Annotated in this window: 22 protein-coding genes; 20 read left to right on the top strand and 2 right to left on the bottom strand. The window is 43.8% G+C overall.

Annotation, left to right across the window (positions count from 1 at the left end):
• The first annotated feature begins 377 nt into the window (after window positions 1-377).
• From yicI to DW981_RS08670, 6 genes are all read left to right on the top strand, one after another.
• Window positions 378-2,738, top strand: coding sequence for an alpha-xylosidase (gene yicI / locus DW981_RS08695; protein ID WP_118507439.1), 2,361 nt, complete (start codon window positions 378-380; stop codon window positions 2,736-2,738).
• A 125-nt stretch (window positions 2,739-2,863) separates the two neighbouring features.
• Entirely contained in the window at window positions 2,864-3,046 is a 183-nt protein-coding gene (locus tag DW981_RS08690) for a hypothetical protein (RefSeq protein WP_118507438.1), read from the top strand.
• A gap of 27 nt (window positions 3,047-3,073) precedes the next feature.
• Window positions 3,074-4,780, top strand: coding sequence for a hypothetical protein (locus tag DW981_RS08685; protein WP_118507437.1), 1,707 nt, complete (start codon window positions 3,074-3,076; stop codon window positions 4,778-4,780).
• A gap of 17 nt (window positions 4,781-4,797) precedes the next feature.
• A complete protein-coding gene (locus tag DW981_RS08680; RefSeq protein ID WP_118507436.1) occupies window positions 4,798-5,439 on the top strand; it encodes a hypothetical protein in 642 nt (213 codons plus the stop codon).
• Window positions 5,440-5,667: 228 nt separating this feature from the next.
• Window positions 5,668-6,582, top strand: a complete 915-nt coding sequence (locus tag DW981_RS08675) for a chaperonin (protein WP_118507435.1) — start codon at window positions 5,668-5,670, stop codon at window positions 6,580-6,582.
• A 229-nt stretch (window positions 6,583-6,811) separates the two neighbouring features.
• Window positions 6,812-7,318, top strand: a complete 507-nt coding sequence (locus DW981_RS08670; protein ID WP_118507434.1) for an SEC-C metal-binding domain-containing protein — start codon at window positions 6,812-6,814, stop codon at window positions 7,316-7,318.
• A 301-nt stretch (window positions 7,319-7,619) separates the two neighbouring features.
• Here the strand turns inward: DW981_RS08670 and DW981_RS08665 are convergent, their stop codons facing one another.
• Complete coding sequence (locus tag DW981_RS08665) at window positions 7,620-8,471, bottom strand: hypothetical protein (RefSeq protein WP_118507433.1); 852 nt, start codon at window positions 8,469-8,471, stop codon at window positions 7,620-7,622.
• Window positions 8,472-8,798: 327 nt separating this feature from the next.
• On the opposite strand from DW981_RS08665, the gene bsh reads away from it, so the two are divergent.
• From bsh to rplA, 12 genes are all read left to right on the top strand, one after another.
• Window positions 8,799-9,770: a choloylglycine hydrolase gene (gene bsh, locus DW981_RS08660; RefSeq protein ID WP_118507432.1), complete on the top strand. Its 972-nt coding sequence runs from the start codon at window positions 8,799-8,801 to the stop codon at window positions 9,768-9,770.
• A gap of 177 nt (window positions 9,771-9,947) precedes the next feature.
• Window positions 9,948-11,237 carry a hypothetical protein gene (locus DW981_RS08655; protein ID WP_118507431.1) on the top strand — a complete coding sequence of 430 codons (1,290 nt, stop codon included), beginning with the start codon at window positions 9,948-9,950 and terminating at the stop codon, window positions 11,235-11,237.
• Between the two features lie 24 nt (window positions 11,238-11,261).
• Window positions 11,262-11,582: a NusG domain II-containing protein gene (locus DW981_RS08650; RefSeq protein WP_243034701.1), complete on the top strand. Its 321-nt coding sequence runs from the start codon at window positions 11,262-11,264 to the stop codon at window positions 11,580-11,582.
• A gap of 439 nt (window positions 11,583-12,021) precedes the next feature.
• Window positions 12,022-12,489 (top strand): MarR family transcriptional regulator, encoded by a 468-nt coding sequence (locus DW981_RS08645; protein ID WP_182434199.1) that lies wholly within the window; start codon window positions 12,022-12,024, stop codon window positions 12,487-12,489.
• A complete protein-coding gene (locus tag DW981_RS15675) occupies window positions 12,482-12,967 on the top strand; it encodes a hypothetical protein (RefSeq protein ID WP_243034700.1) in 486 nt (161 codons plus the stop codon). The genes DW981_RS08645 and DW981_RS15675 overlap by 8 nt, the downstream gene beginning before the upstream one ends.
• The gene (locus tag DW981_RS08640; protein WP_243034699.1) at window positions 12,871-14,895 is read left to right on the top strand and encodes an ABC transporter ATP-binding protein; all 2,025 of its coding nucleotides are present in this window, start codon (window positions 12,871-12,873) and stop codon (window positions 14,893-14,895) included. The genes DW981_RS15675 and DW981_RS08640 overlap by 97 nt, the downstream gene beginning before the upstream one ends.
• Window positions 14,888-16,735: an ABC transporter ATP-binding protein gene (locus tag DW981_RS08635; RefSeq protein WP_118507429.1), complete on the top strand. Its 1,848-nt coding sequence runs from the start codon at window positions 14,888-14,890 to the stop codon at window positions 16,733-16,735. Before DW981_RS08640 ends, DW981_RS08635 begins: the two co-directional genes overlap by 8 nt.
• A gap of 192 nt (window positions 16,736-16,927) precedes the next feature.
• Window positions 16,928-17,092, top strand: a complete 165-nt coding sequence (gene rpmG / locus DW981_RS08630) for a 50S ribosomal protein L33 (RefSeq protein ID WP_279220188.1) — start codon at window positions 16,928-16,930, stop codon at window positions 17,090-17,092.
• Window positions 17,093-17,130: 38 nt separating this feature from the next.
• Window positions 17,131-17,388, top strand: a complete 258-nt coding sequence (secE, locus tag DW981_RS08625) for a preprotein translocase subunit SecE (RefSeq protein ID WP_022025621.1) — start codon at window positions 17,131-17,133, stop codon at window positions 17,386-17,388.
• An 11-nt stretch (window positions 17,389-17,399) separates the two neighbouring features.
• Entirely contained in the window at window positions 17,400-17,921 is a 522-nt protein-coding gene (gene nusG, locus DW981_RS08620) for a transcription termination/antitermination protein NusG (RefSeq protein ID WP_022025622.1), read from the top strand.
• Window positions 17,922-18,037: 116 nt separating this feature from the next.
• The gene (rplK, locus tag DW981_RS08615) at window positions 18,038-18,463 is read left to right on the top strand and encodes a 50S ribosomal protein L11 (RefSeq protein WP_022025623.1); all 426 of its coding nucleotides are present in this window, start codon (window positions 18,038-18,040) and stop codon (window positions 18,461-18,463) included.
• Between the two features lie 117 nt (window positions 18,464-18,580).
• Entirely contained in the window at window positions 18,581-19,273 is a 693-nt protein-coding gene (rplA, locus tag DW981_RS08610) for a 50S ribosomal protein L1 (RefSeq protein ID WP_118507427.1), read from the top strand.
• Window positions 19,274-19,402: 129 nt separating this feature from the next.
• Here rplA and DW981_RS08605 read toward each other — a convergent pair whose 3' ends face one another.
• The gene (locus DW981_RS08605; protein ID WP_118507426.1) at window positions 19,403-20,140 is read right to left on the bottom strand and encodes a hypothetical protein; all 738 of its coding nucleotides are present in this window, start codon (window positions 20,138-20,140) and stop codon (window positions 19,403-19,405) included.
• A gap of 301 nt (window positions 20,141-20,441) precedes the next feature.
• On the opposite strand from DW981_RS08605, the gene DW981_RS08600 reads away from it, so the two are divergent.
• Together DW981_RS08600 and DW981_RS08595 are read left to right on the top strand one after the other, a co-directional pair.
• A complete protein-coding gene (locus DW981_RS08600; protein WP_207663993.1) occupies window positions 20,442-21,284 on the top strand; it encodes a phosphatidylglycerol lysyltransferase domain-containing protein in 843 nt (280 codons plus the stop codon).
• Between the two features lie 314 nt (window positions 21,285-21,598).
• A partial coding sequence (locus tag DW981_RS08595; protein WP_207663992.1) for a hypothetical protein occupies window positions 21,599-21,824 on the top strand: 226 nt, incomplete at its 3' end.

The raw sequence follows: 21,824 nt of genomic DNA, 5'->3' as shown, positions 1-21,824 counted from the left end.
AAACAAATTCTTGAACACAAAACATTGGTTTTAAGTGAGACCGTGATTCGATCGCAGATCGGATCACGGTCTTTTTATGGAATTGGAAAATGCTGTTATGCAGCGTGACATCACCAAGAATTGCTTTAGCAATTCTTGCATAGCGCTGGCTTTGCTTTTTTTTATGTCATGAGCGAACTTCTCACCAAAATTAGCAAAAATATCAAAATAATGTTATAAATTGCTCTAATAATTATAGACGAAACAAATATATGCAAGTATAATAGAACTATCAAGTCGCAAGATATGCGCAATCGGATGATCTTGTCTTACCGATATGACAAGCGGGGATAAAGTCATCAAAATTAGAGAAAAGGTATTTTGAAAGGAGACGAAACATGAAAGTAGCAGACGGATTTTGGTTAAGCAAACAGGGTTACAATGTGAACTACGCTTCTCAGGCATACAAGGTGGAGACAACAGAGAATTCCATCAAAGTATTGGCTACACCATATACGGTTTTGAATCGTGGTATGACATTGGCTGGACCAAACCTTGAGATCACATATTCTTCTACTTCAGAGAATATCATCAAGGTACACATCGATCATTACAGAGGAGGATTGGACAACATTCCTCGTTATGAGTTGAACGAGGATACAGGATATACTCCTGAGATCACTCGCACAGAGGACAAGGTAACATTGAAGTCCGGCGATACTCGCGTAGAGATAAAGATTGCAGATGACTGGGAAGTACAGTATTACTACAAAGATAAGCATTTGACAGGCGGTGCATGGAGATCTACATCCATCATCAACGAGAGCCAGTACACAGCAAACGCTCGTATGAACACACAGGAAGACGATCAGTTCTTCAACTATCCACAGGATCCTCACACAACATATTTGCGTGAGCAGTTAAAGACAGATATCGGTGAGTGTATTTACGGTTTCGGTGAGAAATTCACTCCATTCGTAAAGAATGGTCAGACAGTAGAGACATGGAACTGCGATGGTGGTACATGTTCTGATCAGAGTTACAAGACAGTACCGTTCTATATCTCTTCTAAGAGCTATGGTGTATTGGTCAACAGCTCTGACAAGGTATCTTTCGAGGTAATGAGCGATACAGTTTCTAAGGTAACATTTACGGTACCTGGTGAGGAATTAGAGTACTTCATCATCGGTGGTGAGAACTTAGAGCATGTATTAGAGAACTATACAACATTGACAGGTAAGCCTGCATTGCCACCGGCATATTCATTCGGTCTGTGGTTGTCTACTTCCTTCACAACAAGCTATGATGAGGAGACAGTAACCAGCTTTATCGATGGTATGGCAGAGCGTAAGATTCCATTGCAGGTATTCCACTTTGACTGCTTCTGGATGAAGGGTTACGAGTGGTGTAACTTTGAGTGGGATGATGAGATGTTCCCGGATCCTGAGGGAATGTTAAAGAGACTACACGACAAGGGCTTAGAGATCTGTGTATGGATCAACTCATACATTGCACAGCAGTCTAAGTTGTTTGATATTGGTAAAGAAAAAGGTTATTTCATCAAGAATCTGGACGGAAGCGTATTCCAGTGTGATATGTGGCAGCCTGGTATGGCAATTGTCGATTTCACAAACCCAGAGGCTTGTGCTTGGTTCAAGGGTCTTTTGAAGAAGCTGTTTGACATGGGTGTTAATAACATCAAGACAGACTTTGGTGAGAGAATCCCTACTAAGGTAAAATATTACGATGGATCTGATCCGATCAAGATGCACAACTACTACACATACCTTTATAACAAGTGTGTATTTGAAGCATTAGAGGAGTATTATGGTAAGGATAAGGCTTGTCTCTTTGCTCGTAGCGCGACTGTTGGTGGACAGAAGTTCCCGGTACACTGGGGTGGTGACTGCTACGCAGAGTATTCTGCAATGTCAGAGACACTTCGTGGTGGACTTTCTCTCTGCTCATCAGGTTTTGGTTTCTTCTCACATGATATGGGTGGATTCGAGGCTACAGCTCCGGCTGATGTATATAAGAGATGGTGTGCATTTGGTCTGTTGTCTACACACAGCCGTCTACATGGATCTGGTTCTTACCGTGTGCCTTGGGTTTATGACAAGGATGGCGATACAGAGGCATGTGATGTACTTCGTCACTACACTGTATTAAAGGGTAAGATGATGCCTTATCTTTGGGCACAGGCTAACAAGACTCATCAGGTCGGTGTTCCAATGATGCGTTCTATGATCATCGCATTCTCTGACGATACTGCTTGTAAGTATCTGGATCAGCAGTACATGCTCGGCGACAACTTGTGCATCGTTCCGGTTATGAATGAAGAAGGTATTGCAGAGTTCTATGTACCGGATTGTGGAACATGGACAGATATCCAGAGCGGTGAGACATACGAAGGTGGTAAGTATTACACAAGAAAATGTGATTATTTCCAGACACCGATCCTTGCTCGTCCAAACAGCATTGTTACTTATGGTAATTTCGATGCAGAGGGCAAAATGAATGTATTGTATGATTATCTGCAGGATGCAGAGGCAGTAGTATATGGCTTAGAAGATGGTAAGACTGCAACAGCAACTATTTACGATCAGGAATCCAACAAGCTTACTGATATCGCAGCAACAAGATATGGTGATAAAGTTACTGTTTCTTACACTGCAACAGACAAGAGCTTTAAGATTACTGTAGCAGGCAAGACTGTTGAGGCAGCAGCAGGTACAACAAGTGTTGACATTACTCTGTAATAACAAAAGAGCATATTAAAGTGTTTCCCCTTAAGCGGACAGGGCAAATATCCCGGTCTCGCTTAAGGGGTTTTTATTTTGCCAAAGAATGGGAAGAGCCGGTCTGGCAGGTTGTGTGCCAAAGAATGGAAAGAGCCGGTCTGACAAGTTGTGTGCCTAAGAATGGAAAGAGCCGGTTTGGCAAGCTGTTTGACAAAGAAATGAAACTACGGTATTCTGATATTTATATGAAACGGAGTTTCTCTCTGTGCATGGAGATAACGGGATTGCCTTGCTTTTTGGCTGTCTTGGCGCAGAGTGATGAATAGTGATTAAAGTGAGGATGAGTATAAAGTATGTTTGGTGGAAATGGAGTGACAGGGGCAGTTTTAGCAGTAGGTTATTATGCGTTGTTTCTGGGCAGTGGAATGTATATTGGCAGAAAACTTTTGTGCAAAGAACGATATAGTATTGTGATGCAGTATCTGGTGGGAAGTGTCGCCGGTGTCTTGGCATTACAATGGTTTCCTTTGCTTTTTGCCTTTGCGTTTGATTTTTCGATGACAGCACATGTATTGGCTCTGCTATTACAGGTAGTTCTATGTGTGCTGGTTGGTTGGAGATGCCATTGTTCAGAATCTTCACTACAGCAGCATCCATATCGGAAGGTGAACGAATGGAAACGTTTGTTCCGGGAAAATCCGGTTTGGATCTTGATGGCAGTTACTTTTGCCTTTTTTTGCTATTGTCTGTATACACATACGATCGTAGGAAATGCTGATGGCAGTATGCACACGGGGCAGTCCACCTACGGCGATATGAATATGCATTTTAGCTTTATTACCAGTATTGCTAATCAGCAGACGTTCCCGCCGGAGTATTCTTTGCTGCCGGGGCATAAATTATCCTATCCGTTTCTGTGCGACAGTGTTAGTTCCAGTTTGTATCTGATGGGCGCAAGTCTACGGCTGGCGTACGTTTTGCCGATGCTCGGAGCAATTTTGCAGGTGTTTATGGGATTTTACTGCTTGATCAAATATTGGCTTGGCAGATCAGCGACAGCGTTGATCGCTTGGATCCTATTCTTTTGGAATGGTGGACTAGGATTTGTGTATTTTGACAATGCAGAAAAGATACATAAAATCTTTGCGGAATTTTATATGACACCAACGAATTATTTGGATAAAAATCTGCGCTGGGTACAGGTTATGGTTGACATGCTGATCCCGCAGCGTGCGACATTATTTGGCTGGGCCATATTGTTTCCGCTGTTGGCGTTTTTGTTCCGGGCGATAGCGGAGCGCAAAAAGAAATTGTTTGTTATGGCGGGCGTGGCGGCTGGTGCGCTTCCAATGATCCATACACATTCGTTTTTGGCGTTGGGGATGATCTGTGCGGTATGGTTGCTATTGGATCTGACAGATAATAGTCTTTTTGTAACAGGAAAAGCTGCATATGGGTGGAAAGCAGCGTCAGCGAGCAGGGGATCCAGCCGTAGAAATGGCAAAGTGACATCTTCTGGTAGAAGAAATGGCATAGCGACAGCTTCTGGACGCAGAAATGGCAAAGTAACATCTTCTGGTCGAAGAAGTGCAAACGTGTCTGCGTCAACCGGAAATCGCAGGGGAAGCTCAAGTGCTGATGCAACGGTATCAGACAGCTGGATTCGATATGCTCTTTATATTGGACTGGCGTTCTTTAGCGTGATGCAGATGATCAACCGCTCGAATGAGTTTGCAGACAAACATGGATTAGCGATAATGATCATTGGGGTTGCACTGTTTGTCCTGTTTTTGGGATACAAGTTGGTGCGTTATCTGCAAAATAGATCGTGGAAACGTTTGGCATTTACGTGGGGCATTTTTTTGATCGTAGTATTGATATTTGCACTTCCACAGTTATTTATGTGGACATTTTCACAGCCTCCGGCGATAATTTTGTGCGCAGTCATTTCAATTGGTCCAATAATGGTGATCAGTATATCGTATTTTATCTTAAAAACCTGGGACTGCCATTTGTGCTGCTTTTGCTGTCCTCCTTTGTGGTCAGTGCGAGAAACCTAAAGATAGGTGCGCCATATTTGTTGATTTGGTTTGTGGCTGAGCTTGCGGCTTTCCAGCCGAATGACTATGATAACAATAAATTGTTGTTTGTTGGAGCGGTCTTTATGTGCGGAATCGCGGCAGATGCGTTAGTTCAGATTTATGAACGGTACGGCGCTGTGTATTGGTGCAGTGCTATCGGAAAGGCTGGTGTAGTGCTTTTGGGTGCCTGCCTGTTATTTGTTAGTGCAATATCCGGCTTTTTGACGATGGGCCGGGAATGGGTATCTGATTATGAATTATATACCGCGTCAGCGGTAAAAGCGTGTCGATATATTGAGGATGAAACTACGCCGTGGGATGTGATCTTGACATCAACGGCTCATAACAGTCCGGTCCCGGCGTTGACAGGACGCAGTATCGTGTGTGGTTCCTCTTCGTTTTTGTATTATCATGGTTTGAACTATCAGCAAAATGAACAGGACGTCGAAACGATGTATACGAGTCCGGCGAGTGCTAAGGAGTTGTTCCGGAAGTATGATGTCAATTATATTTATTTGAGCAATCAAGAGTATGGCACGTATAATGTTGACGTGAATGGATTGTATGAAGTGGCAGATGTAGTCTGGCAAAAAGATGATGTATCCGTATGGAAAGTGAAAGACGCGATATTTGAGTAACGAGTAGACGGTGATAAGGCAGGAGCTTTGCACGGTAAGTGACAGTTGGAAAGTGAAAAGCCGAGTGACGAGTAGACGGTGATAAGGCAGGAGCTTTGCACAGTAAGTGACAGTTGGAAAGTGAAAAGCCGAGTAACGAGTAGACGGTGATAAAGCAGGAGCTTTGCACGGTAAGTGACAGTTAGAAAGTGAAAAATCCAGAAGCAGATAACGGTAGGAAGGTGAAAGATGAGGTTATTAAGAAACAAGTGGGATGTACTAAAATGCGGACGTATGAACTATTGGAAAGAAAGTGTCTTCGTTGCATTGCTGGCGGTAGTTGTGGTCGTGGGACTTGCTCTGCGTGTGACAGCTTCTCAGACAGATAAAGGAAAGTCCGCACAGAAAATAACGGCAAGTGGCGGGAAGCAGACCGGGGCTGTTAAAAATGTCGGGGACAAAAACAGCACGGGAGATATGCCGCAAACAGCAGGGAAATCTATCCAAACAGCAGGACAGAACAACGTGGTAAAACCGGAGGATGCAGTGTATACGTTTTTGCAGGGGCCGAAGTCTTGGGGTAAACGTTTGACTTGGTCCGGGAAATGGGCAGAGACGTATTATGACGGTGGCAAATTCGGTGCATTCGGTTGCGGATTTTGTTGTATGGCCAATATTTATTCGTCGCAGACCACTTATGAGGCTTCTCCGGTAGATATTTATAAGTATACCAAGCGGAACACGATTTACGGTGGTGGCGGTGCAGTCGCCTGGGAGTATATGGAGAGTGCTATGCAGGGTCTTGGCTTTGAGGTGTTCCTACGGCGCAAACCGACATCGTATCGCAAATTTCAAAAGATGATCGCTTCCAATGACTCAGCGATTGTACTTGTCAGCAGCAGTAACTCAGCTTGCTATTGGAAAAATACACCGGGGCATTATGTTACCATCTTTTTATATGACAAACAGAAAGATGCAGTATTTTTGGGAGATTCCGGTGATCCTAAGCACAATCGCCGGTGGGTTGCACTCAAAAAGATTTATCGCTCGCTGAAGACGGAGAGTGATTATCAGGTAATGACGGTGACAGGATATCAGGCATCCAAAGACTCGTGGAAACATAAGAAAGCGAGCGGGACTTGGATACGGCCGGAACAGAAGTAGAGAGCTGTTTTAGGATTTGACCGTCAATGAGCGCGATGTCATGGTTTGCGAGTATCTATGCAGTGGAATATCAAAAAGTGTGGACTTCTGCCGAGAAAACAGGTATAATGCTACAGGGATGAAACGTTGTCATGCGTGTGACTGCGTGGACGAGTAATCGCACAAGAAGAAAATTCGCTGTCTTTTCGGTGGATACCAGAGCAGGCAGCAGTAGAAATCGGAGGAAATTATGGGATTATTACAGGAATGGAGAGAGTACGCATATGGCGTAGAATTGAACTCCAAAGAGGGAAAAGCAATTTGGGATAAGTATTTCGAGCAGGAAAAAGCCATTTATCAGCAGTTACTTGCGGCTCCGGAGAAAGTGGTATCCGGTACTGTTCAGGAATTAGCAGATAAATACGGCATGGAATTGAATTATATGGTAGGTTTCTTAGATGGAATCAATGAAAGCTTGAAAGAACCGAACCCAATCGAGGAAATGGAAGCTGACACGGTTGTAAAATTGCCGATTGATTTGGAAAGCTTATATTATCATATGGTAGAAGCGGGTGCTGATTGGTTATATGAACTGCCGGAGTGGGATGAGCTGTTGACACCGGAGCGACGCAAGGAGCTTTATCGTGAGCAGAAAAAGTCCGGTACAATTGTTAAGGAGCGCAAGATTGGGCGTAATGAGCCATGTCCATGCGGATCCGGGAAGAAATACAAATATTGCTGTGGCCGTGCAAAATAATAGTTTGCCGGCAATGATCGCAATACGTAAGTATTGCAAACGGTAATATAGGATAAGACAAAGGGGCTGTCGCACTAAGCAATTAGTGCGCAGCCCCCTTTTAATTGATAGGATTAGGGTGTTGTGTAGCGTAATAAAAGCAAAACGCTGGTTTTGCTCTTTTTAGTGAAAGTAGTGTTCGAAAGAAGGAAGCACATCAAGAGTTTGAATGCTATTGTTAGATCGTGCCGGAAGCACATCAAGGGTTTGAATGCTATTGTTAGATCGTGCCGGAAGTACATCAAAAGCTTGAAGGCTATCGCTAGATCGTGCCTGTGACAACTAATGTGCTAACGCCGGGTGTTGTAACCCAAGCCCCCGTTTCCGGATCCTGCGTAAAGGTGGCAGCAGGTACCGTAATCTGACCAGCGGCAGTGGCAAACAAACCGGTTGTTTCGTTGTACGTGTAATTAGTCGGCGCAGTCCATGCAGTTCCGTTGAAGGTTACGGTCAGACCGGATAAGATCGGATTGAACGTATCCGTGATCGTGGCACCTGTTGTGACGGCAGCAGGTGCACTTCCCATATTCTGGATCAGGAAAGTGTAAGTTAAAATGCCGTTTTCGGTAACAGGGACCGGGCTGACAGATTTGGTAATGTTAAGGATAGGCGTGCTTTCCGCAGCGATCGTTTCGGAGATCGTGATCGGTGTAATGCCGCCACCGGTAATTCTTGCGGTGTTTACAACATCAGAACCGGTTGCAAACGGCGCAAATTCATTTACGGCTGTTTCGTAAATAATCGTTGCATTGCCGTTTGCAGGAACGCTAATACCGGATACGGTCAGTGGCGGCCCGGCTTCAACTGTAGGAGCAGTCTGAAGCGTTCCATTGATATAATAATTTATGGTTCCCGGAATATAGGTAAGAGGTGTAACTGTACCGGTACCAAATGTGTAAGCACCAAGATCATCCGTTAAAGTAAGTCCGTTGAATGCTGTTGCACCGGAATTGACAATGCTGATAATATAAGTGACAGTGTCATTTTGTCCGTAAGTGGTTTTTACAGCGGTCTTGGTAGCAGATAAAACTTCCAAAATTTCACCAACTGCAACGTTGGAATTGGTCACAGCATTACCGTAGCGAAGCTGTGCCTGATTTGTAAAACGTGCCATAGTAACCTCCGTTCTGCCGCTTGTTGCAGCGGCATAATCGATAATTGTAAAAAGATGGTTTCATGTGTCTTACCTTACTGTATGAATAATCTTGCAAAATGTGCCAATCCCACGTATTATATAACTAAAACTTTTGCGCAGAAGAAGTATCATTATACAACGATAAAGCGGCAAGGCAATTACTATAGTTCTCTGTCGGCAGAAACCGCTATATTGTGGCTGCAAAACACTTAGCATGCTTTGACATAATAAGCAATATGTGGTTGCGTGAGATAATGAGGTGTGGGAAGTTTCAGTAAATTATATGTCATAGAGAGGAGTGATTGTATGTGTACTGCAATATCGTATAAAGCAAAGGATTTCTATTTTGGAAGAACATTAGATTATGAGAGTTCATATGGTGAAGAAGTGGTTATCACGCCGCGGCATTATCAGTTTTCGTATTCACATATGGGAGAATGCACAACGCATTATGCCATGATAGGAATGGCACACGTCGCAGAGGAATATCCATTATATTATGAAGCAGTAAATGAAAAAGGTCTTGGAATGGCAGGATTGAATTTTGTTGGGAATGCCTGTTATGGAGAATATGAGGAAAATGCCAAAAATGTGGCGACATATGAGTTTATTCCGTGGGTATTGGGGGCTTGTGAGAGTGTGGAACAGGTGAGAGACTATCTGATCGGTCTTAATCTGATCGGGGAGACATTTGCCGGCAAATATCCAGCATCTTCCCTACATTGGCTTATTGCGGATGAAAAGCAGTCGATCACCGTGGAGATGGTGGAAGAAGGCCTGCGTATTTACGACAACCCGGTTGGGGTACTTACCAACAATCCGCCTTTTGACAAGCAGATGTTTTTGCTGAACAATTATATGCAATTATCACCAAAACAGCCTGAAAATCATTTGGCACCCGGCGTTCTTGGCACCTACAGCCGAGGAATGGGAGCACTCGGTCTGCCGGGAGATCTATCGTCGACATCCCGTTTTGCCAGAGCGGCATTTACAAAATTAAATGCGATCAGTGGTGAGACAGAGGAATCACAGGTGGGTCAATATTTTCACATAATGGAAACAATTTCGCAGCAAAAAGGATGCTGTGAGGTGAGGGATGGTGAATATGAGTATACCATCTATACGTCCTGCTGTAATGCATCTCAGGGAATCTTTTATTACACAACATACGATAATCGTCAGATTACAGCAGTTCGTATGAGACCGGATATGTTAGAACGGGATCAACTGATTCGTTATCCGATGCAGCATCAGGAAAAGATTGCATATGAAAATTAAGCGGATCCAATTGTAGTATTTATTTGTGCAGGTTTACCAATTGACAGTCCTTTAGGTTACTACGTATAATAAAATAAATAGTGGCAGACTCTCAGGAGTACTGCGAAGTAAGATGTTTGACCGATGCAGAGGCAAGGATGTCTCATTGTAAGATTCCAGGGAAAGGAGAGATGCGGTATGGCGATGGATTTAAATGTATATAATTATCTCATGACCGGATATAACACGAAGCCGGCAGCTTCGAAGTATGGTGCGCATAAGACATCAGAACTTCGTTCCATTGTGCGCGACATTGCGAAACGTACAAAGTCCTCACCAATCTATCTCGTAAAACTTTCTGATGACAAACAGGCATATGCCTTGAATGTGAAAGAGTCCTCCATTGCTTTGCATGATGCATTTGAGGATTTGATGACAGAAGATGACAGTTCAGTCTTTGGTGGACGGAAGGCAGTCTCTTCGCAGGCCGGGGATGTATCGGTGAATATTGATACGGAAGATTATGAGAAGCTGCCGTCACCGTTTTCGCTGGAAGTGCACGGTTTAGCGAAGCAGCAGGTCAATGTGAGCAAAGAGTTTTATGATTCCAGCAGGAGCCTGGAAGAGGGATTGTACCGTTTTCGGATCCGAGTGAATGATGATTCCTATGATTTTCAATATAATATTAAGAAAGATGCCAGACACGGAGAGGTGATCGGTGGACTGGCGGATTTCATTACGAAAGCGAGAATAGGCATTCAGGCACAGCCGGTTTCGAGAGAAGCCGGTAAGATCGCAATGAGGATTTCAACGGATATGACAGGAAGCCCGGATGGGGAGCCGATATTATCGTTTGAAGATCGACCTGACGGACAGCATTCCGAGGGAATTACTTCATACTATGGGTTAAATCGGATTGTTCAGAATCCGGAAAATGCATCATTTGAGATCAATGGTGTGGAGAAACATTCCATGTCTAATCAATTTAAGCTTGCGGGAAGTTTACAGATACAGATGAAACGCATTTCGGAACAACCGGCACAGATCACATACACACCGGATAGTGATAAGATTATCAATGGTGTGAGAAACGTTTTGGATCATTATAACCAGATGATTGACAGCTCTTGGAATTATGCAGAGAAGAGCGGACATACACCGAAACTTGTGCGTGAAATGCAAAGTGTGTTGATGCCGTTCCAGTCAGACTTGGAATCCTGTGGTCTGACCTTTAATGATCAGGGATATTTGGAAATGGATGATTATCTGGCAGAACAGTCGGCTATGGACGGTTCCTTTCAAGAATTGTTTGGAGCAAGATCCCGATTGAGCAGCAGAATGCTTGCAAAGATGAATTATGTTAAGCTGGATCCTATGGAATATGTTGACAAAACATTAGTGAGCTATCCTAATACGAGCAAGCCGGCAGTGGGATATGCCTATACAACATCCCTCTACAGCGGTATGCTGTTTAACTATTATTGCTAGTATGCGAGCTCATGGAGAAGTAGTGTGAAGAAAGCAGATTATATGATAGTAGGTATTGCGCTAATGCTTGCGTTGGTGAGTTTTGGCGTGTATCGGCTCTATTTTGCATCGACAGGCAGAGCAGCGATTGTGGAGATTACCGTTGATGGTAATGTATATAAGACGCTTTCGTTGAAGGAAGATGCGACGGTGGATGTGCCGTCGGATGGGGGCCACACGAATACAGTGCAGATAAAAGATGGGAAAGTTTTCATGAAAAGGCAGATTGTCCGGACAAGATCTGTGTATATCATAAAGGGATCCGGAGCAATGGAGAAACGATTATTTGTCTGCCGCATAAAGTAATAGTAACAATTCAATCTTCCGAAACAGGAGATCTGGATGGTGTTGCCCAATAGCACTTACAAGGACTTCGCAATTTTGCGAAGTCCTTTTTGTTTCTAACTCCAACTTCCCATACCGGAGGTTATTGTCAAACCATATATTACTTATTATGTCACAAAACTAATAGCTATTTTGCAGCCAACAAAGTAAATTATCCTGTCATCAAAAAAACTATAGCAATTGCTGCAGAGCGCGGAGGTTTCGCGTGATTTCTTATTTTGTTAAGTCTCTGATGAATACATGCCCAGAGGATTGTCTGAGATAAGGCGGTATGGGAAGTTTGGTTTCTAAAATCTTTCTAAAGTTGAAGAACATTTGGTTGACAGTGAAAGAATGGGGTGTTATTATTTAACGCGCATAATAATTAACGATGTTAATAAATTGGAGGAGGCTGGAGCATATGACAAAGTATCATGAGAAAATGTTCCGCATTATGAATCAGTTTCGTAAGCTGAATATTAGCGATATGCTGCCTGGAATCAGCCGAATGGAGTATCTTACGATGCTGCTTGCAATGAAAGCAGAAGATGATCGTCGGATTTCCGTGTCGGAATTGATCAAGAGAGCGTGCGTGAAGCCCTCGGCGATATCGCGGACGCTGCGGGGACTGGAGCAGAAAGGATATGTGGAACGTGTTGTGAATCCGGAGGATCGTCGCAATACCTATGTTGTCATGACAGAGGAGGGCATTGCGATAATGCAGCAGGCGGAAAAGATCATGAAGGATTTTTCGGATGCTGTTGGCAAACGGGTTGACCAAGAAGAAGGAGAACGTCTTCTTTGCTATCTGAATGATGTTTATATTGCAGCACAGGAAGAAATTTCCTGTAGAAAATGGAAGAACAGAAAGGAAAACGACGATGAGTAAAATATTTAAAAACATGATTCCGTATTGGAAGATCGTGATCGCAATCATTGGTCTGTTGGTTGTGCAGGCTTGGTGCGACCTATCTCTTCCATCGTACACGTCGGACATTATCGATGTGGGAATCCAAAATCATGGCATCGAGCATGTGATGCCGGAGAAGATTCAGGAAGAGGAATTTCAAACTGCGCAGTTTATCATGACGGATCAGGAAAAGCGCATTTGGAATGATATTTATGTGAAGAAAGGCGACACAAAGGTGTTGAAAAATTTGTCGCAGGACAGATTAGAGGAGTTAGACGAACAGCTTGCGCTGCCGCTGATCATGAATTATCAAATGAGCGCCATGGAGGAGAAAACCTCGAAAAAATGGTGGCGAGCCAGATGGCATCCGGAAGCAAAAATAACGGCAGCCAGAATGACGCAGCGAGTCAAGGCGGCAAAGATGCCGGCAGCCAGAATGGCAATAGCGCAAAAGTAGGACGATCATCAAAGAACCAGTCCGGACTTAGCGTAGATCAGATCGAGAAATTTATGGGTGTGAAACTGCATCGTTTCCGCCAAAAGAAAGAAGACTCTGATGGAAATTCCAAAATGGTACAATGTGTCGACGTGCGTCCGGTATTTATCGCTATGCAAAAAAACGGAATGCTCGACGAAAAGACGCTGTTTTCTACGAGAGACAGCATGAAAAACACGATCGACACAATGGGCAGTTCGTTGGTCAAGACAACAGGCATTGCCTATGCGATTGCCTGTGACAAAGCGGCAGGCGTCGATGTGGATAAAATACAAAAAACATACTTAGTATATGCCGGCCTGAAAATGGTTGGAATGGCATTGCTGATGGGAGTTGTTACCGTACTAGTTGGTTTCTTTGCCTCCAAAGTAGCTGCCGGAATTGGTATGACGCTGCGAGAAAATGTGTTCAAAAAAGTCGTTGGATTTTCCAATGCAGAAATGGATCGTTTCTCAACGGCTTCCCTTATTACGAGAAGTACGAATGATATTCAACAGATTCAAATGGTATCGGTAATGCTTCTTAGGATGGTTGCGTATGCGCCGATACTAGGCATTGGTGGTGTTCTGAAAGTGGTACAGACAGGTGCCGGAATGGGGTGGATCATTGTTCTTGCGATCATCGTTATCATCGGCTATGTGCTGTTACTCATGTCGTCGGCCATGCCAAAATTTAAGTTGATGCAAAAATTAGTGGATCGAATCAATCTGGTCTCTCGAGAGATCCTTACAGGACTTTCCGTTATTCGCGCATTTGGTCGGGAGGACACAGAGGAAGAGCGTTTCGATGCAGCTAACAAAGATCTCACCAAAACGACGTTGTTTACGAATCGTGTGATGACGTTTATGATGCCGGGTATGATGATGATCATGAACGTTTTGACGGTTGGCATTGTTTGGTTTGGTGCCAAAAAGATTGATGCGGGAAGTATGCAGGTAGGAGCAATGACTGCTTTCATCACGTATGCGATGATGATCGTGATGTCATTCCTGATGTTGACAATGATGTCGATCATGCTGCCGCGTGCCGCTGTTGCAGCAGAGCGTATTGATGAGGTCATTCAGACAGAATCTTCAATTGTTGATATCGATGAGCCGGAAACACTTACAACGCATAACGGACGCATTGCTTTTGAACACGTATGTTTCCGTTATCCGGGCGCAACAGAGGATGTACTTCATGACATAGATTTTGTCGCAGAACCGGGCAAAACAACCGCAATTATCGGAAGCACCGGTTGTGGCAAATCGACATTAGTGAATCTGATCCCACGTTTGTATGACGTTACCGATGGAAAAATCACGTTGGATGGCAAAGATATCCGTCGAATCGCGATGTCGGATCTGCGTGAGGAGATTGGTTATGTGCCACAGAAAGGAATTTTATTTTCGGGAACCATTGCCTCCAATTTGCGCTTTGGTAAAGGTGATGCCACCGAGGAAGAAATCGAACGTGCAGCGGATATAGCGCAGGCAACAGAGTTTATTGATGTCAAGGAAGATCGCTATGACAGTGCGATCGCACAGGGCGGTTCGAATGTTTCCGGTGGACAAAAACAGAGATTGGCAATTGCAAGAGCAATCGCTAAGAATCCGAAGATCTGTATTTTTGATGATAGTTTTTCGGCATTGGATCTCAAGACGGATGCTGCGCTTCGAGGGGCACTTAGCGAGAATGTAACAGACAGTACCATAATTATTGTAGCACAGAGAATCAGTACGATTCTGCACGCAGAGCAGATTTTGGTATTGGATGAAGGACGAATTGTAGGGAAGGGAACACATGAAGAATTGCTGGAACACTGTGAGGTGTATCGACAGATTGCAGAATCTCAGTTGTCTGCCAGCGAACTTGGAATGGAAGAAAGCGAGGTGACAATGCATGAGTGAGAATCGAGAATTAACACAAAGACCACGGCGGAGAGGCCCGATGGGACGCGGTATGCAGCCGGGCGAAAAGCCAAAAGATCTGAAGAAATCCGTCAAAAAGTTGATGCAGTACATTGCAAAATATAAGATCGGTATTTTTGTAGTGATGCTCTTTGCAGCGTTTTCTACTATATTCAATGTGGCAGGTCCTAAAATACTTGGTAAAGCAACGACAGCACTTTCGGAAGGGCTGATGAAAAAGATCCAAGGCACCGGAAGCATAGATTTTCATAAAATCGGATTGATCCTGCTCATCGTGCTGGCACTGTATTTGGCAAGTGCGTTGTTTAGTTTTGTGCAGGGATGGATCATGACCGGGATCACCCAGAAAGTCTGTTACAGACTGCGCCGGGAAATTTCCGAAAAGATTAACCGTATGCCAATGAAGTATTTTGAGAGTCGTACTTACGGCGAGGTGCTGTCGCGCATTACAAATGATGTGGATACACTTGGACAGGGATTAAATCAAAGTATTACAACGATTATTACGTCCGTTGCAACGCTGATAGGTGTGCTGGTCATGATGTTGAGCATTTCACCGTTGATGACATTGATCGCCTTGATCATACTGCCGATCTCGATGGGATTGATTGCATTGGTAACCAGAAAATCTCAAAAATATTTCCACGCACAGCAGGAATATCTGGGACATATTAATGGTCAGGTAGAAGAAGTATATGGTGGGCATTTGGTTGTCAAAGCATTTAACCACGAAAAAGAAACGATAGATGAATTTGAGCGTACAAACCGTATTTTGTATAATTCGGCATGGAAATCACAGTTTTTGTCAGGTATGATGCAGCCGATCATGATGTTTGTCGGCAATCTGGGCTATGCGTGCGTTGCATTGACCGGTGGACTGCTTGCCATCAAAAACGTGATTACCATCGGTGATATTCAGGCATTTATCCAATATGTCAAGAACTTTACGCAGCCGATTCAGCAGATTGCACAGGTTATTAATATGGTGCAGTCGATGTCTGCGGCATCGGAACGTGTATTTGAATTTTTGGAGGAAGAAGAGGAGATACAGCTTGCAGAACAGCCGGCAGATATTTCTAAAGTAACCGGTGAGGTTATCTTTGACCACGTAGGATTCGGGTATCGGCCGGAGCAGCCGATCATTCATGATTTTAGTGCACATGTAGAACCGGGACAGAAGATTGCGATCGTTGGTCCGACCGGAGCCGGTAAGACGACGATGGTGAAATTACTAATGCGATTTTATGATGTAGATCGGGGAAGTATACGGCTGAATGACCGAGATATCCGCGATTTCAATCGTCGTGATCTGCGAGATGCGTTCGGAATGGTGCTGCAGGATACATGGCTGTTTAAGGGTACGATCATGGAAAATATTCGCTATGGCCGTTTGGATGCTACGGATGAAGAGGTCATTGCAGCGGCAAAAGCGGCGCGGGCACATCACTTCATTCAGACACTGCCGGGCGGATATCAGATGGAGCTCAACGAAGATGCAAGCAATGTGTCACAAGGACAAAAGCAGCTTCTTACGATTGCACGCGCAATCTTGGCGGATAATAAGATCCTTATTTTGGATGAGGCAACCTCTTCGGTTGATACGCGTACGGAGATCGAGATCCAAAAGGCGATGGACAATCTGATGAAGGGGCGCACAAGTTTTGTGATCGCGCATCGTTTATCAACAATTCGCAATGCAGATCTTATCTTAGTGATGAAAGATGGCGATATTATTGAGCAGGGTGACCATGATACCTTGTTGGCGGCGAATGGTTTTTATGCAAATCTGTATAACTCACAGTTTGAAGAGGCAGTATAAAAGCACAAGCGTCGGGGAGCATGCGTGTATATAGACAGAATAGGAGGATACGAGAAAGAAAAATCCCGTATCCTCCCTAAATTTCTGAATTTATGTAGAATTTTTCTTGACGGACAACCTGTTCTGTGCTATAGTAGATGGGCGATGTAACAGTCTTTTTTTTATGCCCAAAATTCGGGCGCCAATAATTTAATGGAGGTGAAAGCCGTGAGAGTAAAGATTACTTTGGAATGCACAGAGTGCAAACAGCGTAATTACGATACGACGAAGGAGAAGAGAAATCATCCGGATCGTATGGAAACGAAGAAGTATTGCAGATTCTGTAGAAGACACACATTACACAAAGAGACGAAATAATCGTTTCCCGCGTGAATGGAAAGGAATGAGGTTGAACGATGGCAAATTCTGAGAATAAAGAAGAAGTAATGCAGGACGAACCAAAAAAGACCGCAAAGACCGCCACGGCTTCTAAGAAAAAGAGCCGTCTGCAAGGACTGAAAGCAGAGTTTCGCAGAATTATCTGGCCGGATAAGGAAACGATCACAAAAGAGACTACAGCAGTTGTAGTTAGTACGGTTATTTTGGGTATTATCATTGCCCTGCTTGATTTGCTGATCAAGACAGGCCTTGACAAGGTTTTTCAGATAGGATAAGGTGATTGACTATGGCAGATGCAGAAGCGCGTTGGTATGTGGCTCATACCTATTCAGGCTATGAGAACAAGGTAAAAATGGATATCGAGAAGACCATTGAAAATCGTGGTTTGCAGGATCAGATTTTGGAAGTTTCCGTTCCGATGCTCAATGTAGTAAAGGAAAAGGATGACGAAGAGAAGATTACTCAGCAGAAGATGTTCCCTGCATACGTCTTGATCAAGATGATTATGAACGATGACACATGGTACGTGGTACGCAATACACGTGGTGTGACAGGGTTCGTAGGACCGGGATCCAAGCCGGTACCATTAACAGATGAAGAGATGGCAAGCATGGGATTGAAGGTGGATGCACCGAATGCACCATTCAGCATTGGCGATTCTGTGATTGTTAAGTCTGGTGTCTGGGAAGACACCACCGGAATTGTTCGTCAGATCGATCATCAGAACCGTATGGTTACGATCAATATCGATATGTTCGGACGTGAAACACCGGTTGAAATCAGCTTTAACGATGTTGAGGTTTTATAATGATTTCGTTTTGAAGGGATGAAGAAGTCATTCCGAGCTGGACGCCATATAGATGTGGCATCCGCAATGTTAGATAGTAACCGCGTAAGCGGTATTTTCACAGGAGGTAAGAGACAATGGCTAAGAAAGTCGAAGGATATATTAAATTACAGATTCCTGCTGCAAAGGCAACACCAGCACCACCGGTTGGTCCTGCACTTGGTCAGCACGGAGTAAACATTGTAGCATTTACAAAGGAGTTTAATGCAAGAACAGCTGGACAGGAAGGTATGTTGATTCCTGTAGTTATCACTGTATATCAGGATAAGAGCTTCAGCTTTATCACAAAGACTCCTCCAGCAGCAGTGCTGATCAAGAAGGCATGTGGTATTGAGCATGCATCAGGTGAGCCAAACAAGAATAAAGTTGCTACAATCTCTAAAGCAAAAATTCAGGAGATTGCCGAGACAAAGATGCCGGATCTGAACGCAGCTTCTCTTGAGGCAGCAATGAGCATGATCGCAGGAACAGCTCGCAGCATGGGTGTTACTGTAGAGGAATAATTAAGTGAACGCCGGAATTATCGCATAAAAAAGATTGTTGTTGATTGAACGATGTGGGAGGCGACACAAGGGATGTGTCATGGACCCGCCGTTACTACCACTAGGAGGTTATATAATATGAAAAGAGGAAAGAAATACGTTGAGGCTGCTAAGAAGATTGACAGAGCTGCACAGTACGAAGTTGCTGATGCTGTAAAGGTGATCAAAGAGACAGCTGTTGCAAAGTTTGATGAGACTGTAGAAGCACATATCAGATTGGGTGTAGACGGACGTCACGCAGATCAGCAGATCCGTGGTGCTGTTGTACTTCCTCACGGAACAGGTAAGACTGTTCGCGTGCTGGTATTTGCTAAGGGTGACAAGGTAGATGAGGCTCTTGCAGCTGGCGCTGATTACGCTGGTGGCGAGGAGTTGATCCCTAAGATCCAGAACGATGGATGGTTCGAGTTTGATGTAGTTGTAGCTACACCGGACATGATGGGCGTTGTTGGTCGTTTGGGTCGTGTACTCGGACCTAAGGGTCTGATGCCAAACCCTAAGGCTGGAACTGTAACGATGGACGTGACTAAGGCTGTTCAGGATATCAAGGCTGGTAAGATTGAGTATCGTTTGGATAAAGCTAATATCGTACATGTACCGGTAGGAAAGGTTTCCTTCTCTGAGGAGCAGTTGGTAGAGAACGTCGAGACATTGATGGGTGCTATCACAAAGGCTAAACCGGCAGCAGCTAAGGGTCAGTATTATAGAAGCGTATCCTTGTCCGCAACAATGGGACCTGGAGTAAAGCTTAACACTGCTAAATACGTATAATTTTTAACGGATTGTAATACGGTTTTAACCAATAAAAAGGCACTGCATAAACGGAAGTTTATGCGGTGCCTTTTGTGGTATCACATGGAAGGAAAGAATCACATCCGCGGTAATGCCAATATGCAGCGATTAAAGAATCACATCCACGGTATTGCCAATGAGAGAATTGGATGCAGAGCCGGAAGTATTTGCGGTACCTGTAGTAATGCCGGCGAGATCTGCAGTGTGAACACTGCCCGCGATTTCTGCAATAGCCGCTACAGAGGAAGTATCGGCAGCATTACTGGTACTATCCTGTTTTGTGCTCGCTTTGGCTTTTTTAGGCGGGATCACGATCTGACTTGCATGTCTTTTTATCTTTTTTGCAATGGAAGACATTTCTGTCAGGTAATCACTGTCACTGCCGAATAATTGCTTGAACTTATAAGTTGCGGCCTGATTTACAGTGCCTTTCTTAACACTGAGTTTGCCGTTGGAACTGATCGAGATACCAACGCTTTCTAAAGCGTCTTTTTGTTCTCTGGTCAAGTGTTTCATCCGTGAGATAAGACGTTTTGCCTGGCCGGAAGTCGAGTTTCCTGCACTTTCCAGTAAATTATTATAAGTATCTGCAAATAGTTTTGTAAATTTATAATTGGTGGAATCGCTGACCGTATTCATCGAATTGGAATCTTTATCTTCCATTACGGTTGGTTCACTCCACTCCAACTGACGCAATTGCTCAATGATCTTTTTCATAGCTGAGGAATCCGCCTTGGTAAGTTCACTATTCTGCATGGATGAACGACGCTCTGCTTTGCGTGCACCACGGTTTGAAGAGTATATCCCCCGCAAATAAAAGTCATACGAATAAGTTGTAGCGACCATAATACCCACATTCCTTTCCGAGTCCGCAGCTCTTTGCTGCCAGACTGTGTGTTCGTTAATGAGCCCGGAAAAACAAATGTCTGCTTCGCAGCTGCTTGTTTTTCTTTGGGACTCTGTATATTATATCGGCAAGGGAGACAGAAAACATAAGTATTGTTGAAGTTTTGAATTTTTCATGGTAACATGAGGAGAATTAAGAGTGAGATAAGAGTAGAAAACGAGGTGAAACAACGGGAAACCGTTATGAGTTATGCAGGAAAGAATACGATATCATAAAATTAATTTGGAAGATAGAGAGCTTATGATGACCATGTATGCACAGGATCCACGAAGAACTTGTGAACATTGTTTTGCTAATAATTATTTGTGGCAAAGTGTATATCCGGCAGAAATGGCAGAATTTGATGGCTGCATCAGTGTGCGGTTTTATGATGGCGCCGATCTGTATTATGATTTTCCGTCCGGACCGGGAGATAAGCAGCAGGCTTTGGAACGTATTTTGGAATGGACTAAAAGACAGGATGCATTGCGGTTTTACGGTTTGTTGCGGGATGAGGTTGAATTGTTAGAAAAATGGCATCCGGGGGAATTTATCATTACGCCGGAACGGGATATTTACGATTATATTTATGAGACAGAACGTTTGACAACGTTAGCAGGTAAAAAACTGCATGGAAAGCGTGGCCACATTCACCGTTTTGAGGAAAATCATGACTGGCGATATGAGTCGTTGGGACCGGATAATTGGCAGGCTTGTCTGCAGATGAATCAAATTTGGAAGCGCAAGCGTGCTGATAAATGGGATCCTGATATGGAAGAAGAATTTCAAGTTGTGAATCAGGCATTGCAGCATTATGACAAATTGGGAATGGTTGGAGGTGTGCTTTGGGCAGATAGAGAAGTTGTGGCCTTTACGATGGGAGAATCGCTTGGTGGAGATACGTTGGCTGTCCATTTTGAAAAAGCATTTCCAGAGATCCAAGGAGCATATCCGATGATCAACCAGCAGTTTGTAAAGCATGAATGCCAGCAGTACCGCTATATTAATCGAGAAGATGATGCCGGAGCAGAAGGGCTGCGCAAAGCAAAAATGTCTTATGTTCCTGATATTTTATTGGAAAAGTATATGGTAGTGCGTAAATAGCGGAATATTTGGTATAAGACGATATTGCAACACGGAACGTTTATTTAAAACTGCAAAATATCTGTTTATTGCAGACAGAATAAGCAATATGTGATGAAGTGACAATTTTCGTTGCTTGAAGTTCGAATGAAATTTTTTACAATTTTCTTACAATTTTAGTTGCAATTTGTAATAAATGCTGATATACTATAGTCAGTCGTTAAGATAGCGACTAGATATACCCCTCAAACCCCTCTCCTCATCAGAGCATATCATGTGTTTTGGTGAGGAATTTTTTTCAGAGGGAAATACATTCCGAAATAAGGAGGAAGCGTATGGATCGTGCAGATAAAAAAACGGTAGACGAAGTGAATACTACAGATGTGGTGGAAAAACCAATGGTAGACGAAGTGAATACTACAGACGAGGTGGAAGAACCAATGGTTGACGAAGAGAAGATTACAGATGCGGTGGAAGAACCGGCGGCAGATGAAGTGGAGACTACAGATGCGGTGGAAGAACCGGCGGCAGATGAAGTGGAGACTACAGATGCGGTGGAAG

This window comes from Clostridium sp. AM49-4BH, from assembly GCF_003478335.1.
Lineage (GTDB): Bacteria > Bacillota > Clostridia > Lachnospirales > Lachnospiraceae > Butyribacter.
This window is presented reverse-complemented; position numbering and strand designations above follow the sequence as displayed.

What these genes read in the sequence shown, in the direction of transcription:
- yicI (WP_118507439.1), top strand. Translation starts at nt 378, where the DNA reads ATGAAAGTAGCAGACGGATTTTGGTTAAGCAAACAGGGTTACAATGTG.
- DW981_RS08690 (WP_118507438.1), top strand. Translation starts at nt 2,864, where the DNA reads ATGGAAAGAGCCGGTCTGACAAGTTGTGTGCCTAAGAATGGAAAGAGC.
- DW981_RS08685 (WP_118507437.1), top strand. Translation starts at nt 3,074, where the DNA reads ATGTTTGGTGGAAATGGAGTGACAGGGGCAGTTTTAGCAGTAGGTTAT.
- DW981_RS08675 (WP_118507435.1), top strand. Translation starts at nt 5,668, where the DNA reads ATGAGGTTATTAAGAAACAAGTGGGATGTACTAAAATGCGGACGTATG.
- DW981_RS08670 (WP_118507434.1), top strand. Translation starts at nt 6,812, where the DNA reads ATGGGATTATTACAGGAATGGAGAGAGTACGCATATGGCGTAGAATTG.
- DW981_RS08665 (WP_118507433.1), bottom strand. Translation starts at nt 8,471, where the DNA reads ATGGCACGTTTTACAAATCAGGCACAGCTTCGCTACGGTAATGCTGTG.
- bsh (WP_118507432.1), top strand. Translation starts at nt 8,799, where the DNA reads ATGTGTACTGCAATATCGTATAAAGCAAAGGATTTCTATTTTGGAAGA.
- DW981_RS08655 (WP_118507431.1), top strand. Translation starts at nt 9,948, where the DNA reads ATGGCGATGGATTTAAATGTATATAATTATCTCATGACCGGATATAAC.
- DW981_RS08645 (WP_182434199.1), top strand. Translation starts at nt 12,022, where the DNA reads ATGACAAAGTATCATGAGAAAATGTTCCGCATTATGAATCAGTTTCGT.
- DW981_RS15675 (WP_243034700.1), top strand. Translation starts at nt 12,482, where the DNA reads ATGAGTAAAATATTTAAAAACATGATTCCGTATTGGAAGATCGTGATC.
- DW981_RS08640 (WP_243034699.1), top strand. Translation starts at nt 12,871, where the DNA reads ATGGCATCCGGAAGCAAAAATAACGGCAGCCAGAATGACGCAGCGAGT.
- DW981_RS08635 (WP_118507429.1), top strand. Translation starts at nt 14,888, where the DNA reads ATGAGTGAGAATCGAGAATTAACACAAAGACCACGGCGGAGAGGCCCG.
- rpmG (WP_279220188.1), top strand. Translation starts at nt 16,928, where the DNA reads ATGGAGGTGAAAGCCGTGAGAGTAAAGATTACTTTGGAATGCACAGAG.
- secE (WP_022025621.1), top strand. Translation starts at nt 17,131, where the DNA reads ATGGCAAATTCTGAGAATAAAGAAGAAGTAATGCAGGACGAACCAAAA.
- nusG (WP_022025622.1), top strand. Translation starts at nt 17,400, where the DNA reads ATGGCAGATGCAGAAGCGCGTTGGTATGTGGCTCATACCTATTCAGGC.
- rplK (WP_022025623.1), top strand. Translation starts at nt 18,038, where the DNA reads ATGGCTAAGAAAGTCGAAGGATATATTAAATTACAGATTCCTGCTGCA.
- rplA (WP_118507427.1), top strand. Translation starts at nt 18,581, where the DNA reads ATGAAAAGAGGAAAGAAATACGTTGAGGCTGCTAAGAAGATTGACAGA.
- DW981_RS08605 (WP_118507426.1), bottom strand. Translation starts at nt 20,140, where the DNA reads ATGGTCGCTACAACTTATTCGTATGACTTTTATTTGCGGGGGATATAC.
- DW981_RS08600 (WP_207663993.1), top strand. Translation starts at nt 20,442, where the DNA reads ATGATGACCATGTATGCACAGGATCCACGAAGAACTTGTGAACATTGT.